Source organism: Chryseobacterium mucoviscidosis (assembly GCF_002177115.1).
GTDB classification, from domain to species: Bacteria; Bacteroidota; Bacteroidia; order Flavobacteriales; family Weeksellaceae; genus Chryseobacterium; species Chryseobacterium mucoviscidosis.
This window is the reverse complement of sequence record NZ_MVAG01000057.1, coordinates 55887-71213: the sequence shown is the minus strand read 5'-3', so window position 1 is coordinate 71213 and position 15327 is coordinate 55887. Positions and strand designations below refer to the sequence as shown.

Sequence of the window (15327 nt, the reverse complement as noted above, 5' to 3'; positions counted from 1 at the left end):
TTATGATAACAGATCAATTCGGAAGAACCCATAATTATCTTCGGATATCTTTAACGGACAATTGCAACCTGCGCTGCTTTTACTGTATGCCGGAAGAAAATTATGATTTCACACCGCATGCTAAACTGATGCAGGCGGATGAAATTGATACCATCGCAAAAATATTCGTTAAGCACGGCGTTACTAAAATCAGACTTACCGGAGGTGAGCCGTTCGTGAGAAAAGATGCTTCAAAGATTATCAGAAATCTGGGAAAACTTCCTGTACAATTGACGTGTACTACCAACGGAATTCGAATTGATGATATGCTTCCCGAAATTATTCAGTCAGATTTTCAGAGCATTAACATCACCCTTGATACTTTACAGAAGGAAAAATTCCTGAAAATTACCCGCCGCGATTATTTTGATCGCGTCCTCAGAAATATTCATCTTTTACTACAACATAACATCAAAACCAAGATTAATGTTGTTGCCATGAAAGATATTAATGATGATGAAATTTCAGATTTTATTGCTTTTACAAAAGATCATCCTGTAGAAGTGCGGTTTATCGAGTTTATGCCTTTCAGCGGAAACAGATGGAGCAGCAATCAGGTCATGACCCAAAAAGACATTCTGAACATCATCAGGGAAAAATATGATTTTAATCCGCTTACTGTCGGTTTTCATGACACGGCAAAGCCATACAGCATTGATGGGCATCAAGGAAGCTTTTCGATTATAAGCACGATGAGCGAACCGTTTTGCAGCGGCTGCAACAGAATCCGGCTTACCGCAGACGGAAAATTAAAGAACTGCCTGTTTTCAAAAAAAGAAACCGATCTTCTTACGCCTTTACGAAATGGTGAAGATATTTTACCGATTATAGAATCTGCGATCTGGTCGAAAGCAAAAACGCAGGGCGGACAACTGAATGAACAATTTGAAAAAATAAACACATCAATCATTCAGAACAGAAGCATGATCAATATTGGCGGATAATGAAAAATACAGGAATTATATTACTGGCAGCCGGAAATTCTTCCAGAATGGGATCTCCGAAACAGCTTTTGGTGTATCAGGGAAAAACATTTTTAGAAAGAATAACTGATACTGCTTTAGAAGTATTTGATCCCAATCAAATCGTTTTGGTTCTCGGAGCCCGCCATCATGAAATATCTTCTGTCATCAAAAATAAAAATATACACATCGTTATCAATGAAAACTGGGAATCAGGAATGGCTTCCTCCATACAGACAGGAATGAAAACACTGTCCGGTCTGTTTCCGGAAATGGAAAGATGTTTCATTTCGGTATGCGATCAGCCTTATCTTACCAGTAATTTATTTTCAAAAATGTTTCAGTTGCAGAAAACTTCAGGAAAGGAAATTGTTGTCACAAAATATGCTGATACATTGGGCGTTCCAGCTTTATTTTCTAAAAAATATTTTAAACCGTTAATGGAACTTACCGGTGAACAGGGCGCCAAAAAGATCATTCAGCAGAATATAAACGATGTGGAATCTTTTGAGTTTGAGAAAGGTGCTGTTGATATTGATACTCCATCAGATTATAATCATTTAAAAACCCAACCATGATAAGTGTAGAAGAAGCAAAAAAAATAATTGAACAAAATATTCCGGAAAGAAAAACTCGAATTCTTCCTTTGAAAGAAGCATTCGGACATACAACCGCAGAAGATATTTATTCAAAATATGATATCCCGAATTTTTCACAGTCCTCAATGGATGGCTACGCGATCCGTTTTGAAGATAAAGATCTAAAGCTGAAAATTTCAGACGAAATGCAGGCGGGATCTACAGAGCAGTTTCATCTCGAAAAAGGGAATGCCTGTCGTATTTTTACGGGAGCTCCCCTTCCCATCGGTGCAGATACCATCGTTATGCAGGAAAAAGCTTTGACAGAAAACGGATATCTCACGGTTCTTGATAACGACCTCGAAAAAGGGCTGCACGTACGAAATGCCGGAAGCGATGCGAAAAAAGACACTGTGGCAATGCGTTCAGGAAGTTATCTTTCGGCTGCTGCCATAGGATATCTTGCCGGAATCGGATGTACGGAAATCAACGTTTTTGCTCCTCCATCGGTTTCGTTAATTCTTACGGGTAACGAATTGTTACAACCCGGAGAAAATTTAGCTTTTGGTCAGGTTTACGAATCCAATTCCTATCAGTTGGAAAGTGTTTTAAAACAGTGTGGAATTACTACCGTTAAAAGTTTTTGGGTAAAAGATGATCCTTCTGAGGTTGAAAAAACGCTGGATCTCGCCATTTCCAAAACAGATATTGTCATTTTGGTGGGCGGCGTGAGTGTCGGCGATTACGATTTCGTAATTGATGCCACTAAACAATGCGGCGTTGAGCAGAAATTTCATAAAATCCGCCAGAAACCCGGAAAGCCTTTCTATTTCGGAACGAAGGGAGAAAAAATTGTTTTCGGGTTACCCGGAAATCCGTCATCGGCATTAACGTGTTTTTATTTATATATTGCGCCATTACTTTCAGAAATAATGAAACGTCCGGTGATTACGGAGAAAACCAATGCAACTTCCACTTCTTCGTATGGAAAGAAAACCGGTCTTACCCATTTTCTGAAAGCAACCTATGAAAACGGAAAAGTAACGCCGCTTCATGCGCAGGAATCGTATCGTCTCCAGTCTTTTGCAGAAGCCAATTGTCTGATGATTTTACCTGAAGATTCGGAAGGATGTAAAAAAGATGAAGAGGTTGAAATTATAGTGTTAAAATAAAGATCAAATAATGAATGTGGAATTTTTTTATCTGATTTTATTTGTCATCGCAGCTTTATATGCAGCAGTCGGACACGGCGGCGCAAGCGGTTATCTGGCGTTAATGGCTTTGTACGGAATAGCCCCCAAAGAAATGAAACCTACCGCTTTGGTGCTTAATCTGTTTGTCTCGCTTACTTCTTTTATACAATATTATCGGGGAGGACATTTTAAACTCAGGATCTTCATTCCGATTGCTTTAGCGTCTATTCCTCTGGCTTTCGTGGGTGGAATGATTCATATTGAAGATACTTTGTACAAAAGAATTTTAGGTATTTTACTACTATTTCCTGTTTTCCGTTTTTTCTTTTTTAAAAGTCCGGATGATAGCGAGCTGAAAGATCCTCAAATCTATTTATCCTTACTTTTCGGAGGAGTGATCGGTTTACTGTCCGGAATGATCGGCATTGGCGGCGGAATTTTGTTATCTCCGGTTCTTATTTTACTGAAATGGACTAACCAGAAACAGACCGCGGCAATCAGCGCTGCTTTTATTTTTGTTAATTCCGTGGCAAGTTTAGGAGGAATGTTCACCAAAGAGATTTCTTTTACCAGCGATATGTGGATGTACATCATCTGTGCATTTGCAGGAGGATTGCTTGGTGCATATCTTGCTTCAAAAAAACTGAACCAAAACGGTCTGAAATATGTACTTGCTGTAGTACTTTTAATGGCTTCCTATAAATTAATATCAAGCACTATTTAAAGATCATTAAATGAGAAATTTTATTTTACTTCTTACAGTTTTCTGTACTTCTGTTGCTTTTGCCCAATCTGCAAAAAACATTGAGATTATCGCTCCGGATAACCAAAAAACAATTGTAACATCCGCCGAACTTTTGAAATATCCACAACATACAATAGACAGCATACAGATTACCAACCATTTAAAGGAATACAAATCTACCCTTAAAAATATAAAAGGGGTTTTGCTGAAAGATGTTCTTTCAAAAATTTCATTTAAAGAAAAATCACCAAAAGTTTTAAGCGAATATTACATTACCTGCATTGCAGAAGACGGCTATAAAGTTGTTTTTTCGTGGAACGAAATTTTTAATACTGCTGTCGGGGATACGGTTCTGCTCATTCCTGAAACGGAAAGCAGACTTAAAGACGGTATTTCTACCCTGTCTCCCAACGATTTTGCCACTGGAAGACGATATGTAAAAATGTTGAAAACAATACAGCTAAAAAAAGTAAATGAATGAGTATTGTAAAAATAATAAGCTTTGGCAGACTGAAAGAGATTTTAGGTCCGGATTTTGAAGCAGAAGCCAAAAATACCGATGAGCTGATCAATAAGCTGAATGAAAAATTTCCCCAGTTGAAAGATTTAAAATTGAGAATTGCAGTGAATCAGAAGATTATTTCAGAGAATACAGCTTTACAAAATAACGATGTGGCAGCTTTAATGCCACCTTATTCAGGAGGATAAATTATGTTGAATTCAGAACGCTACGACAGACAGATTAAATTACAGGGCTTCGGCATCGAAGCTCAGGATAAACTTGCTTCAGCGAAAGTTCTGGTAATTGGAGCAGGAGGTTTGGGCTGTCCTGTTCTACAATATCTCACCGCAGCCGGAATCGGGAATATCGGAATTGTAGATGATGACCGTGTTTCGCTGAGCAATCTGCACCGGCAGATTCTTTATATTTCGGATGATGTTGGTAAACTGAAAACCGAAGCTGCTTTCGAAAGGCTGAATGCGATGAATCCTGAAGTACAGTTCAGGGTTGTTTCCGAGCGGATTAATCCCCAAAATGCAGTTACAATTGTTTCTGAATATGATATCATTATAGACTGTACCGACAATTTCGCAACACGCTACTTGCTTGATGATGTATGCCGGATTTTAGAAAAACCTCTTATTTTCGGGGCAATTTATCAGTACGAAGGTCAGGTTGTCGTTTTTAATGTCAGAAATAAAGAAGGTTTTACAACCCATTACCGAAATCTTTTTCCTGAACCTCCAAATCCGGGAGAAGTTCCGGACTGTAACGAGGCAGGAGTTTTGGGCGTTTTACCTGGAGTTATAGGAACTTTACAGGCTACGGAAGCTATTAAATTAATGACAGGAATCGGAGAACCGCTGATCAATAAATTAATGACAATCGATATTCTAAGTTATCAGACTGCTGTTTTTGAAATTCCTTCGTTAAATTTGACGGATAAAAATATTCCTTACAGTATTGAAGAATTTGAGAACATGAATTATCAGCTTCACTGCGGAATTGAATTTGCCGGAATTAAAAATATTTCTCCTTCAGAATTTAAAGAAGCCGTAAAACTTCCCGATACGGTTGTTATTGATGTTCGCGAACCGGAAGAACAACCAAAACTGGATGTTCCGTATATCTCGATTCCATTATCTCAGTTGAAGGAAAATGTAAGCCAAATCAATAACAGAAATGTCATTGTTATTTGTCAATCCGGTAAGAGAAGCCTGTCCGGAGCGAAAATTTTACAGGAAATTTTAGGACCAGAATACAGCATCAGTCACCTGGAAGGCGGAATCAATCATTTAAATAAAGAAACTCATGAGTAAGATTAAAAATATATTTCAAAACAGTCCTGTTTCACCTTTATTTATCGCGGAAAGCATTACCAAACATTCCACGAAAACGGAAATTGGAGCGCATCAGATTTTTCTGGGACAGATTCGCGCAGATGAAATTGACGGTAAAACGGTAAAAGCGATAGAATATACAGCTTATGAAGATTTAGCCCTCTCTCAAATGGCAGTTATCAGAGAAGAAATTTTTGCAAAATATAATTTGACCTGCATGCATATTCATCACAGTTTGGGAATCGTGAGTGCAGGAGAAATATGCCTTTTTGTGTTTACCTCATCAAAACACCGCAAAGAAGCAACTTTAGCCTGTAACGAAGTGGTGGAACGTATAAAAAACGAACTCCCGATCTGGGGCAGAGAAATTTTTGAGGATGAAACGCATCAATGGAAAACAAACCAATAAACCATGGTAGATATTACTTTTAAAACCTTTACGCTGCGAAAAGCAATTGCAGCGGCAACGATAAAAACCTCAGCAATTTCAACGGTAGAAGCTGTAAAAAACGGAACGGTTCCGAAAGGAAATGTGCTCGAATTTGCAAGAGCTTCCGCTTTACTGGCAATAAAAAAGACCAGCGATGTTATTCCGGACTGTCATCCTTTGCCTGTGGAATTTGCCGCGATTAATTATGAAGTGAGTGGTTTGGATATTAACATCACCGTTGAAGTTCATACCATTTATAAGACCGGCGTTGAAGTTGAAGCCATGCATGGAGCTTCTGTAGCTGCTCTGGTTATTTATGATATGCTGAAACCGATTGATAAAAATGTAGAGATTTCCAATATCCGGCTTTTGGAAAAGCAGGGCGGAAAAAGCAGTCAGAAAAATATTGAAACGGAAAATCTTACTGCTGCAGTAGTTGTCTGCAGTGATTCTGTTTCTCAGGGACTTAAAGATGATACTTCCGGAAAACTTTTGGTGGAATCTCTTAACAATCACGGAATCAGCAATGTTGATTATTCAGTGGTTCCTGATGATGTTTCTGCCATTCAGGAAAAGATAGAATTCTTTAAAAATAAAGGCTGTCATCTTCTTGTTTTTACAGGCGGAACAGGCCTTTCGGATCGTGATGTAACGCCGGAAGCGGTTTTACCATTCATTACCAAAGAAATTCCGGGAATTATGGAAACCGCAAGAAACTACGGACAGGATCGTGTGAAAACATCCATGCTTTCCAGAGGAATCGCCGGATTTTCTGATGATATGCTGATTTTAACGTTTCCGGGATCTTCCGGTGCGGTAAAAGAATATGTTCAGGCACTATTTCCGCAGGTTTTACATGTATTTTCCGTAAAAAAGGGAGACGGACATTCATGATTTTGAGTTTCATTTCTATGTAGCTAAAAGTAAATAGTTAAAAAACTCCATGGAGTTTTATCTGTGTAGACACCATATTCGGAAGATGTTTGGCGTTCCGTAGGAACGCTATCTTTAGGATATTTATCGTATTATAGATATCAATCCTACGGATTGATTGATGGATGTATTCTTATTTCTACACAGATTCTGCTCCTAAAGGAGCAATTATTTTACTTTAAACAATCCTATGTAATAGTTACAAATGAAATTCAATTCTAACTTAAGTTCAATATTAAAAAGATTAAAAATTAATTGATAGTCAAAATGTTGTATTTTATCAATTATATTAGGCTTCGGCTCGATGTAAAGATTCCAAATTAAAATTAACCACCCGAAATCAAGTATAAGTTTTGGCTAAAGCCAATTTTCCTTCTTGCTTATTAAAATGTGCTAAAGCCCATTCCTATTGATATTTTAGTTGTTCTTTCAAGCTCATGCAAATTAACCTGAGTTCGGGATAATTCTTCTTAACCGCAAGGTTAAACAAAGAGATTCAATTATCAGGAATTCAGCTTTTAAGATATACAAAGGCGTAAAACTTATCAAAGTAATACCATTTTGTCTTTTTTAAATAAACGAAGTGCCATTGTTTAGCTTGCAAACTTTCAATAAGTAGAAAAATCTTTTGTCTTTCTTTGCGATAAATCAATATAATGCGATAAATCGATTATTTAAATTTATTTCTTATCCCGAACTGAGGTTAATTATCTATTTCTCAGGAAAATAACTGTTTTCTCTATTTTTTCCACAGCAGTTTCAATTTCCGAAAGGGTTGTATATTTTCCTATGCTGAATCGTATTGAAGCCAGTGCATCCCGATCACACATTCCCATCGCCTGAAGCACGTGAGAAGGTTTTGTGGTAACGGCATTGCAGGCAGAACCGCTTGAAACGCAGATGTTTCCTAAGGAAAGAATGAGATCTTCGGAATAAATACCTTCAAAACAGATATTGGTGGTATTGAAAATCCTTGCGGAATGATCTCCATTGATGCCTGTCTGGGGAATTTTAAGCAGTTCATTTTCAAGACGATCTCTTAGCATTTTAACTTTTTGAGCATCCTGTTCCATCTCCATAAGTGCGATCTCAGCTGCTTTTCCCAACCCGATAATTCCCGGAACATTTAAAGTACCGCTTCTGAGGTTATTCTGTTGTCCTCCCCCCTGAATTTGCGGCTGTACTTTATTCTTAATCGCGGAAGCAATATAAAGTGCACCTATTCCTTTAGGTCCGTAAAATTTATGGGCTGAAAAAGCCATCAGATCAATATTCAATTCCTTTACGTTCACAGGTATTTTTCCAACAGCCTGTGTCGAATCACAGAAAACACAGCAGCCTTTTCGATGCGCGATTTCTGCGATTTCCTTTATGGGATGGATGACTCCTGTCTCGTTATTCACCAACATGATACAGACCATCAACGTTTTTTCGGTGATCAATGATTCCAGATCAGCAAGATTGATATTTCCCAAATGATCTACATTAAGATAATCAACTTTAAATCCATCTTTTTCGAGTTGCGCACAGGTATCTAAAACGGCTTTATGCTCTGTGGTCACTGTTATGATATGGTTTTTATCGGTATCTGTTTTAAATCCTTTTAACGCAAGATTTACAGATTCTGTAGCCCCTGATGTGAAAATAATTTCCTTAGTATCTGAGCCAATGAGTTCCGCAACTTCTTCAGATGCATTTTCAACGGCTTCTTTTACAGTAAGCCCGAAAAGATGGGAACTTCCTGAATTTGCATAAAAGTCATTGAAGTAAGGCAGCATCGAATCCACTACCCTCTTATCAACCGGAGTTGTTGCGTTATAATCAAGGTAAATAAAATCATTATCCATCATAACATTCTAATTCATTTATAAAAATAGCGAACTTTTTCAGGTTAGTTTTAAATTTAATCCAGAAGTTTGTGTATCGCCAAATATTTGTAGGGTTTAAAGCAATCTTTTTGCCGAAAAACATTCAGTATATTTGCAGTATGCTTTCCAAGAATGATTTTCCAAAATTAAACGGACTCGTCCTTGCCGGAGGAAAAAGTCTGAGGATGGGAAATCCTAAAGACAAAATCAACTGGCATGGCAAAGAACAGCGGTATCATGCGGCAGATCTTTTAGCTCCATTCTGCGATGAAGTATTTATTTCCTGCAGACAGGATCAGCTTGAAAATTTTAACAGGGATTATAAAGCGCTTCCCGATACTTTTCAAAATATGGGACCTTTCGGCGGATTGCTTTCGGCGTTTCATTTTCAGCAAGACAAAGCATGGCTGGTTATTGCCTGTGATTTACCTCTTTTAGACAAAAATTCGATAGATTTCCTCATACAATCCAGAGATCCTGAAAAAATGGCAACAGCTTATGCAAGCCCTTCTGACGGATTACCGGAACCATTAATTGCCATCTGGGAACCCAAAAGCTATCCCTTGCTTCTTCAGTTGCTTTCAACAGGAAACTCTTCATTAAGAAAGGCTTTGATTAACAGTGATGTAAAAATACTGAAAGCTGAAAATCCGGATTTTTTAATGAATGTAAATACGCCCGAAGATTTGGAAAAAGCAAAAGAAATTTTGAGAATTTAGTTTCATATCCAATTATTTTTACTCCAAACTTGTTCCGGATGCGGCAATAATATGCTCGTCGATCTTTTTAAAAATATCCGGATCGTGTTTTCGGATTTTGATTCGGACATATTTGGAAGCGGGCATATTGGCGCCATTCACTACATTATTGATAGATACCAACACATTGGTTTCCGGGAAATAAGTCATGGTGCTTTTCTGAGGAATAGGATATTTTACCACAATAAAAAGCGGTGCTATTCTCTCTTTGCCGTCATCATAATTGAAAAGATCTACATGATCTCCTTCTTTCAGACCAGCTTTTTCAATGTCTTTTTCGTTCATCATCACCACTCTCCTTTCATTGAAAATTCCACGGTAGCGGTCATCTAAACCATAAACCACTGTATTGAACTGGTCATGTGTTCTGGTGGTTCCCATCAGATATTCATCATCGGCAAGCGAATTATCGGGTACGGATGTTGTATTGAAGGCTGCTTTTCCCGGATGGAATTCACTGTTGAAAACTCCGTCTCTCGCTGAATTCGGAAGATAAAAACCGGCTTTCTGCACTACTCTTTCGTTATAATTTTCAAATCCCGGAATGCATTGCTCCACATCATCACGAATGGCATCATAACTGTTGATGAATTTATCCCAATCCACTACGGAACGTTCTCCTAAAACCGCTTTTGCCATTCTGCAGGCAACGTGGGTCTCATTGATCAGATGTTCTGAAATCGGGTCTAGAATTCCTTTGGAAGCCTGTATCACGCCCATTGAATTTTCGGTACTTATATGTTGAATTTCTCCGTTTACAATATCTTTTTCACTTCTGGAAATCACCGGTAAGATCAGCGCTTCTTTGCCATGAATCAGGTGATTTCTATTCAGTTTTACAGAAACCATTACCGACATTTCGAGATTGCGCATTGCTTCTGCTGTAAAGCTGGTATCGGGAGCTGCGGAAAGGAAATTCCCTCCCATACAGAACATGAATTTCACTTTGCCTTCATGCATTGCCTTCAGCGATTTTACCACATCATAACCTCCTTTTCGGGGTACTTTAAAACCATAATATTCCTCCAGTCTGTCCAGCTGTTGTTTGGTGGGATGATGGTTGATAAGCAATGTTCTGTTTCCCTGTACATTGCTGTGACCGCGTACAGGACAAGCTCCGCCGCCTTGAATTCCGATGCTTCCTTTCATTAGTAAAAGGTTCACGATATTGTAGATCATTTCCACGCCGTTGTGCTGCTGCGTAATTCCCATTCCCCAACAAATAATCATGCGTTTTTTTGAAGCGATCATTTGTGCTGCTTCTTTCAGACTTTCAACAGAAATTCCGCATTGTTCAGATAAAAAATTAAGGTCATATCGTTTTAATTCTTCAGCCAGTGCTTCAAAACCTGCTGTTTTTTTTGCTATAAAATCCTGATCCAATACTTTTCCGGGATTTTTTGCTTCTTCTTCCAGTACAAGGATCTGAAGGGCTTTTAAGAGCGCCATATCTCCATTGATCTTGACAGGAAGATACAGATCTGACAATTCAAAAGGCTTATTGAGTAAGGCACGAACGTTCTGAGGATCTTTAAATCCTTTCAGACCTGCTTCCGGAAGCGGATTGATGCCTATAATTTTTGCCCCGTTTTTCTTTCCTTTTGTAAGGGCAGAAAGCATTCTCGGTGAATTGGTTCCCGGATTTTGTCCGATAATTATGATGAGATCGGTATCATAAAAGTCTTCCAGTTTTACGGTTCCTTTTCCGATACCAATGCTTCTGGAAAGTGCATATCCTGAAGTTTCATGGCACATATTGGAACAATCGGGGAAGTTATTGGTTCCGAATTCACGGGCAAACAACTGATATACCCAGGTTGCTTCATTGCTGGTTCTTCCGGAGGTGTAAAATATGGCTTCGTCGGGAGAATCCAGAGCATTTAATTTTTCGGAAATTTTTGCAAAAGCATCGTTCCAGCTTATCGGCTGATAATGTGTTGCTCCTTCCGGAAGATACATCGGTTCTGCAATTCTTCCCAATTGGCTGATTTCAAAATCCGTCATTTTGGCTAAATCGTATACGGAATTTTCCCTGAAAAATCCTGCTCCGATTTTTTTTGAAGTGGCTTCTTCCGCCAAAGCTTTGGCTCCGTTTTCGCAGTATTCTCCCAATTTGGAACGTTCGTCATCCGGATCGGGCCATGCGCAACTGGGACAGTCAAATCCGTCAAACTGATTCATGCTGAAAAGTGCTCTTCCTCCACGAAGGACTGAGGCATTGAGAACCAACTGTTCCAGTGAATGAACCACTGCGGGAACTCCTGCTGCCCAATTTTTCGGGGGCTTTACCTTTAGATTTCCCAGTGTATAAGGAGATTCTGCTGAAGGAAATCTGCTGTTGTCTTCTTTTTTATTGAATTCATTTTTACTTTCCATGACTTCTACATTTAAAAAATGAAAGAATTAACATTTTATATTCGGATTAGGATAATTGTCGCTTTGATCTTCCAATGTATTATCGATGCAGACAAAATCTTTCTCTACTAAAATTTTCACCAGACCGAATTGTCCGTCAAATCCTACCCTGTCGGTGGAAATCCATTCAGCGATCATGGTTTCAGGCATTTTTAAAACCATGGTATTATCGATGAAAGCCGATGAGAGTTCTGCGTCTTCTGTTTTTTCAATAGAGTAGATAAAAGGACGGTCTATAAATTGTGTGGTGCTTGAAATTTTTCCGTTTTTTCCGAGTTCTGCTACTTCAGACTGAGTGAGACGAAATCTTACGGAGTTGTCTTTTATTCTTATTTTCATAATAGATTTTCAATTTTAAAATGGCTTGCGGAATGGTAGATATTAAACCGGTTGTTCCGCAGAAAGCCTAATAAAGTAATATCAAATTCTTTGGCAAGGTCTATTGCCAGACTTGAAGGTGCTCCTATTGCGGCAACAGTTGCAATTCCTGCCATTGCAGCTTTCTGAATAAGCTCAAAGCTGGCTCTTCCGCTAAGAAGCAAAATTTTATTGTCCAGTGGAAGAAGATTGGCAGACAGCGCATATCCTATAAGCTTATCCAGAGCGTTATGTCTTCCCACATCTTCACGTATGGCAAGAAGGTTTCCTTGTAAATCAAATAAACCTGAAGCGTGTATGCCTCCCGTTGCACTGAAATTATTCTGAAACGACTGTAATTTTTCGGATAATTGATAGATCGTATCCAGAGAGACTTCTGTGTTTTGTCTTTTTTGATCTTTAAAAATGCTCACTGTTTTTATAGATTCTATGGATCCTTTTCCACAAACTCCGCAACTGGAAGTTGTATAGAAGTTTCTTTCAGTTTTAATAAGGTCTGGAATAAAACCTTCATTTAATTCTACAATAACAATATTTTCCCTGTTTCTGGAACATTCTTCCTTTGGAGAATAAATGGCTTTAACCTGTTTATTACCGGTTATAATTCCTTCTGTAAATAAAAACCCAACCGCCAGTTCTTCATCATTTCCGGGGGTTCTCATGGTAACCGATATATTTTTAGATTCTTTTTTATCTGCTGAATAATAGGAAACTCTTATTTCTAACGGTTCTTCTACAGAGACATCATCTGTGTAATGAAAACTGATGTTGTCCTTAACTTTAACGATTTCTATCTGCTTTACCGATTTATCTGATAACAGATGGGCTTTCATAATATAATGGTAATTGGTAAATAAAGGTACAAATTTTATTCCTGAAATAAGCGGCAGACGAAAATTCAATTGCTTTTAAAGATTTTGAAAGTAATATTTTTCCCAGACTGATTCGAAATGATGTAAGCTCATTTCAGTTATTTATTATGAATTTAGATTTATTTTAAACTTAAGATAATTTACAGATTCTAATTTAAGTTTTTGAAATACAATACTTCAAACCTCAACATTATATTCTGAATTTAGCAAAATAAAAATGACAACATCTCTATGAATGCTGTCATTGTCTTTATTTTCTGAATTGTTTTCGCGTATATTTTTATTTCCAGTCTCCGTGGAAAGCCAACATCTGTTCTGTTGTAGCCTGAAAATGTCCTTCTGTGAATGAATCCTGCAAACGCATCAGACTTCCTTTCTGTGCAGCAAAGAATACGGTCTTTTTATCAGTTATGATTTTAAAGAGCGATTCATACTTTCCGTCTCTCAGATAAATATATCCGAATTCTACAGTCGTGTAATCTAATTTTTCAAAATCTTCTCCCTGCTCCAATTCGCTTACCGCGGTATTCGCAAGGGTTTCTTTTACTTCATTCATCTGTTCAGCGGAGATTTTTTCTGCCTTTTCCATATTTATTTTTTTAAGTTTGTGTTTAAACTCATTAAAAACTTAACTAAAAACCTGTTTAAACTAATTTTTCATGAAAATACTAAAATTTCTTTTTTAAACGAAAAAATAAAACCTCGCATACGCAAGGTTTATTTTATATGTAATTGTAAGAAATTTATGCATGTCCTGTTGCGAGGTACGACATCAGCCAGCCTGCACAGCCGATCGCCAATCTCAAGATTAGTTTTTTAAATATTGCTTTGGACATGGATTTTCCCTGTTCCAAATATTCGTCTGTTCTTTCATTGGCTGTTCCTACTTTTTTTGATAATTTGGTTCCCGCTACCGCACTGAGAGAAAACACGTAAAGAATTGCAGCCCACGCAGCACTTGCGAACCCTATGAACATCAAAATAGTTCCTATAATTCCTAATGTATCCATTGTACTAGTTTTTTGAAAGTTTTTTGAGATACAGTTGATAACTCATGAATGCAAAAGCTGCTGAACCTGCCAAACCTAAAAACCCGATCAAAGCCATTGTTTTAGGATTGATTCCTGAATATTTCCCAGCCTCAATATCCGGAGCAATAATCCACATCGCAAGCGATAAAACAATCACCAGTAAACTGACAGCTCTTACAGCATTTTTTTTCATAAAGGCAATAACAATCATGACAAATGCCAAAACGGTTACTGCAATACCCAGAATTCCGGCTGTATCTACCTTCCATTTCGGGGGTACTTTTTCCAGAATCTCAAGGCTTTCTTTTACCTGAGGATCATCTATTTTTGTAATATCGATTCCCTGTTTTTTCAGATCATCAATCTGTTGCTGGGCTTTATCTACAATACTGTAGTCATCGCTTCCAATTCTGCTCTCAATATTTTTGAATAGTAAGCCGGAACAAGTCCCGCCTACCAAAAATACAAGAACCATAAATATTAAAGTTAATACTCTCATAAACTGTTTAAATTAAATATGTTATTCTTTTTTTTTTAATTATTCAACTACTTCTATACTGGTAATTTTACCGTTTTGCCAATGTGTTGTCGCTGTTCCGCTGCCTCCCAAAATATTTTGAATATGGAAGACATACGTTTTTCCGTCCTCTGTAAAATAAGAAAGTTCTGCTTTGTTGCTCATGATATTACTTGCCATAATATATCCATCCTGTGTTGCAATGGAATGAACATTTTTTCCTTCTTCAACATAAGGCGCAAAACCTTCCAGAAGACCAATGGGTTTTTCTGTGGTATAAGCATCTATAATTCCGTATACTGCGTCAGGAATAGAAGATTTATCTTTAGTTACAGCCGGATTTATCACAGTATATTCTGTATCAGCAGGGGTGTTGATTACGATTTTATCAATTACTGTATTTTCATCTACAAGAAAATAGGCATCTTCAAATCCTGTATCTATATCATGACCGAAATACATAAGATCATCGGCTGCTTTAATCTCTTTATCTTTGCTGAATACTTTCAGGAAAATCATTTCATCCTTCGGATTTTTAACCTCCAGATAAATATATTTTTTTCCTTTTGGGGCAATTTTAATCATTTTCTCCTTCTCAGAGCGCAAAACTTTCATTTCTTCAAATTTCAGAATGGTAATGGGATTGTTTTCTATTTTAAATTCTTTGCCTATTTCTATTTTTACAGGTTCCTGTCCGCAGGAATTTAAAAGTAATGCAGCCGAAAGAATCGGAATCAAAAAAAATGATCTTTTTTTCATGGTTTGT

Annotated in this window: 18 protein-coding genes; 10 read left to right on the top strand and 8 right to left on the bottom strand. The window is 37.6% G+C overall.

Annotated features, from left to right (window positions below; genetic code table 11):
- The first annotated feature begins 2 nt into the window (after positions 1-2).
- The 9 genes from moaA to moaCB are packed head-to-tail and all read left to right on the top strand — an operon-like array spanning position 3 to position 6683.
- On the top strand, positions 3-983 hold the full coding sequence (moaA, locus tag B0E34_RS01500; RefSeq protein WP_087706143.1) for a GTP 3',8-cyclase MoaA: 981 nt from the start codon (positions 3-5) through the stop codon (positions 981-983).
- On the top strand, positions 983-1579 hold the full coding sequence (locus tag B0E34_RS01495) for a nucleotidyltransferase family protein (protein WP_087706141.1): 597 nt from the start codon (positions 983-985) through the stop codon (positions 1577-1579). The genes moaA and B0E34_RS01495 overlap by 1 nt, the downstream gene beginning before the upstream one ends.
- Positions 1576-2751 (top strand): molybdopterin molybdotransferase MoeA, encoded by a 1176-nt coding sequence (locus B0E34_RS01490; RefSeq protein WP_087706139.1) that lies wholly within the window; start codon positions 1576-1578, stop codon positions 2749-2751. The genes B0E34_RS01495 and B0E34_RS01490 overlap by 4 nt, the downstream gene beginning before the upstream one ends.
- 10 nt (positions 2752-2761) lie before the next feature.
- A complete protein-coding gene (locus B0E34_RS01485; protein WP_087706137.1) occupies positions 2762-3496 on the top strand; it encodes a sulfite exporter TauE/SafE family protein in 735 nt (244 codons plus the stop codon).
- 10 nt (positions 3497-3506) lie between these two features.
- A complete protein-coding gene (locus tag B0E34_RS01480; protein ID WP_228422996.1) occupies positions 3507-3998 on the top strand; it encodes a molybdopterin-binding protein in 492 nt (163 codons plus the stop codon).
- Positions 3995-4225 carry a MoaD/ThiS family protein gene (locus tag B0E34_RS01475; RefSeq protein ID WP_087706135.1) on the top strand — a complete coding sequence of 77 codons (231 nt, stop codon included), beginning with the start codon at positions 3995-3997 and terminating at the stop codon, positions 4223-4225. Before B0E34_RS01480 ends, B0E34_RS01475 begins: the two co-directional genes overlap by 4 nt.
- Positions 4226-4228: 3 nt before the next feature.
- Positions 4229-5338, top strand: a complete 1110-nt coding sequence (gene moeB, locus B0E34_RS01470; protein WP_228422995.1) for a HesA/MoeB/ThiF family protein — start codon at positions 4229-4231, stop codon at positions 5336-5338.
- Positions 5331-5768 (top strand): molybdenum cofactor biosynthesis protein MoaE, encoded by a 438-nt coding sequence (locus tag B0E34_RS01465; RefSeq protein WP_087706132.1) that lies wholly within the window; start codon positions 5331-5333, stop codon positions 5766-5768. Before moeB ends, B0E34_RS01465 begins: the two co-directional genes overlap by 8 nt.
- A gap of 3 nt (positions 5769-5771) precedes the next feature.
- Positions 5772-6683 carry a bifunctional molybdenum cofactor biosynthesis protein MoaC/MoaB gene (moaCB, locus tag B0E34_RS01460; protein ID WP_087706130.1) on the top strand — a complete coding sequence of 304 codons (912 nt, stop codon included), beginning with the start codon at positions 5772-5774 and terminating at the stop codon, positions 6681-6683.
- A 746-nt stretch (positions 6684-7429) separates the two neighbouring features.
- On the opposite strand, the gene B0E34_RS01455 is transcribed toward moaCB, so the two are convergent.
- Entirely contained in the window at positions 7430-8572 is a 1143-nt protein-coding gene (locus tag B0E34_RS01455; protein WP_087706128.1) for a cysteine desulfurase family protein, read from the bottom strand.
- Positions 8573-8679: 107 nt separating this feature from the next.
- On the opposite strand from B0E34_RS01455, the gene B0E34_RS01450 reads away from it, so the two are divergent.
- Positions 8680-9309: an NTP transferase domain-containing protein gene (locus B0E34_RS01450; RefSeq protein ID WP_228422994.1), complete on the top strand. Its 630-nt coding sequence runs from the start codon at positions 8680-8682 to the stop codon at positions 9307-9309.
- A gap of 18 nt (positions 9310-9327) precedes the next feature.
- Here B0E34_RS01450 and B0E34_RS01445 read toward each other — a convergent pair whose 3' ends face one another.
- The 7 genes from B0E34_RS01445 to B0E34_RS01415 all read right to left on the bottom strand — a co-directional run bounded on the left by B0E34_RS01445 (position 9328) and on the right by B0E34_RS01415 (position 15320).
- Positions 9328-11724 (bottom strand): FdhF/YdeP family oxidoreductase, encoded by a 2397-nt coding sequence (locus tag B0E34_RS01445; protein WP_087706124.1) that lies wholly within the window; start codon positions 11722-11724, stop codon positions 9328-9330.
- A gap of 27 nt (positions 11725-11751) precedes the next feature.
- The gene (locus tag B0E34_RS01440) at positions 11752-12102 is read right to left on the bottom strand and encodes a DUF7009 family protein (RefSeq protein WP_087706122.1); all 351 of its coding nucleotides are present in this window, start codon (positions 12100-12102) and stop codon (positions 11752-11754) included.
- Complete coding sequence (gene fdhD / locus B0E34_RS01435) at positions 12099-12974, bottom strand: formate dehydrogenase accessory sulfurtransferase FdhD (RefSeq protein ID WP_087706120.1); 876 nt, start codon at positions 12972-12974, stop codon at positions 12099-12101. The genes B0E34_RS01440 and fdhD overlap by 4 nt, the downstream gene beginning before the upstream one ends.
- Before the next feature lie 319 nt (positions 12975-13293).
- Positions 13294-13602 carry a hypothetical protein gene (locus tag B0E34_RS01430; RefSeq protein WP_087706118.1) on the bottom strand — a complete coding sequence of 103 codons (309 nt, stop codon included), beginning with the start codon at positions 13600-13602 and terminating at the stop codon, positions 13294-13296.
- Between the two features lie 154 nt (positions 13603-13756).
- Complete coding sequence (locus B0E34_RS01425; RefSeq protein WP_087706116.1) at positions 13757-14023, bottom strand: hypothetical protein; 267 nt, start codon at positions 14021-14023, stop codon at positions 13757-13759.
- 4 nt (positions 14024-14027) lie between these two features.
- The gene (locus B0E34_RS01420; RefSeq protein ID WP_087706114.1) at positions 14028-14519 is read right to left on the bottom strand and encodes a hypothetical protein; all 492 of its coding nucleotides are present in this window, start codon (positions 14517-14519) and stop codon (positions 14028-14030) included.
- 63 nt (positions 14520-14582) lie between these two features.
- Positions 14583-15320: a hypothetical protein gene (locus B0E34_RS01415; protein WP_087706112.1), complete on the bottom strand. Its 738-nt coding sequence runs from the start codon at positions 15318-15320 to the stop codon at positions 14583-14585.
- Positions 15321-15327: the final 7 nt, after the last annotated feature.

What these genes read in the sequence shown, in the direction of transcription:
- moaA (WP_087706143.1), top strand. Translation starts at nt 3, where the DNA reads ATGATAACAGATCAATTCGGAAGAACCCATAATTATCTTCGGATATCT.
- B0E34_RS01440 (WP_087706122.1), bottom strand. Translation starts at nt 12,102, where the DNA reads ATGAAAATAAGAATAAAAGACAACTCCGTAAGATTTCGTCTCACTCAG.
- B0E34_RS01415 (WP_087706112.1), bottom strand. Translation starts at nt 15,320, where the DNA reads ATGAAAAAAAGATCATTTTTTTTGATTCCGATTCTTTCGGCTGCATTA.
- B0E34_RS01490 (WP_087706139.1), top strand. Translation starts at nt 1,576, where the DNA reads ATGATAAGTGTAGAAGAAGCAAAAAAAATAATTGAACAAAATATTCCG.
- B0E34_RS01420 (WP_087706114.1), bottom strand. Translation starts at nt 14,519, where the DNA reads ATGGTTCTTGTATTTTTGGTAGGCGGGACTTGTTCCGGCTTACTATTC.
- B0E34_RS01430 (WP_087706118.1), bottom strand. Translation starts at nt 13,602, where the DNA reads ATGGAAAAGGCAGAAAAAATCTCCGCTGAACAGATGAATGAAGTAAAA.
- B0E34_RS01445 (WP_087706124.1), bottom strand. Translation starts at nt 11,724, where the DNA reads ATGGAAAGTAAAAATGAATTCAATAAAAAAGAAGACAACAGCAGATTT.
- B0E34_RS01465 (WP_087706132.1), top strand. Translation starts at nt 5,331, where the DNA reads ATGAGTAAGATTAAAAATATATTTCAAAACAGTCCTGTTTCACCTTTA.
- fdhD (WP_087706120.1), bottom strand. Translation starts at nt 12,974, where the DNA reads ATGAAAGCCCATCTGTTATCAGATAAATCGGTAAAGCAGATAGAAATC.
- B0E34_RS01455 (WP_087706128.1), bottom strand. Translation starts at nt 8,572, where the DNA reads ATGATGGATAATGATTTTATTTACCTTGATTATAACGCAACAACTCCG.
- moaCB (WP_087706130.1), top strand. Translation starts at nt 5,772, where the DNA reads ATGGTAGATATTACTTTTAAAACCTTTACGCTGCGAAAAGCAATTGCA.
- B0E34_RS01485 (WP_087706137.1), top strand. Translation starts at nt 2,762, where the DNA reads ATGAATGTGGAATTTTTTTATCTGATTTTATTTGTCATCGCAGCTTTA.
- B0E34_RS01475 (WP_087706135.1), top strand. Translation starts at nt 3,995, where the DNA reads ATGAGTATTGTAAAAATAATAAGCTTTGGCAGACTGAAAGAGATTTTA.
- B0E34_RS01480 (WP_228422996.1), top strand. Translation starts at nt 3,507, where the DNA reads ATGAGAAATTTTATTTTACTTCTTACAGTTTTCTGTACTTCTGTTGCT.
- B0E34_RS01495 (WP_087706141.1), top strand. Translation starts at nt 983, where the DNA reads ATGAAAAATACAGGAATTATATTACTGGCAGCCGGAAATTCTTCCAGA.
- moeB (WP_228422995.1), top strand. Translation starts at nt 4,229, where the DNA reads ATGTTGAATTCAGAACGCTACGACAGACAGATTAAATTACAGGGCTTC.
- B0E34_RS01425 (WP_087706116.1), bottom strand. Translation starts at nt 14,023, where the DNA reads ATGGATACATTAGGAATTATAGGAACTATTTTGATGTTCATAGGGTTC.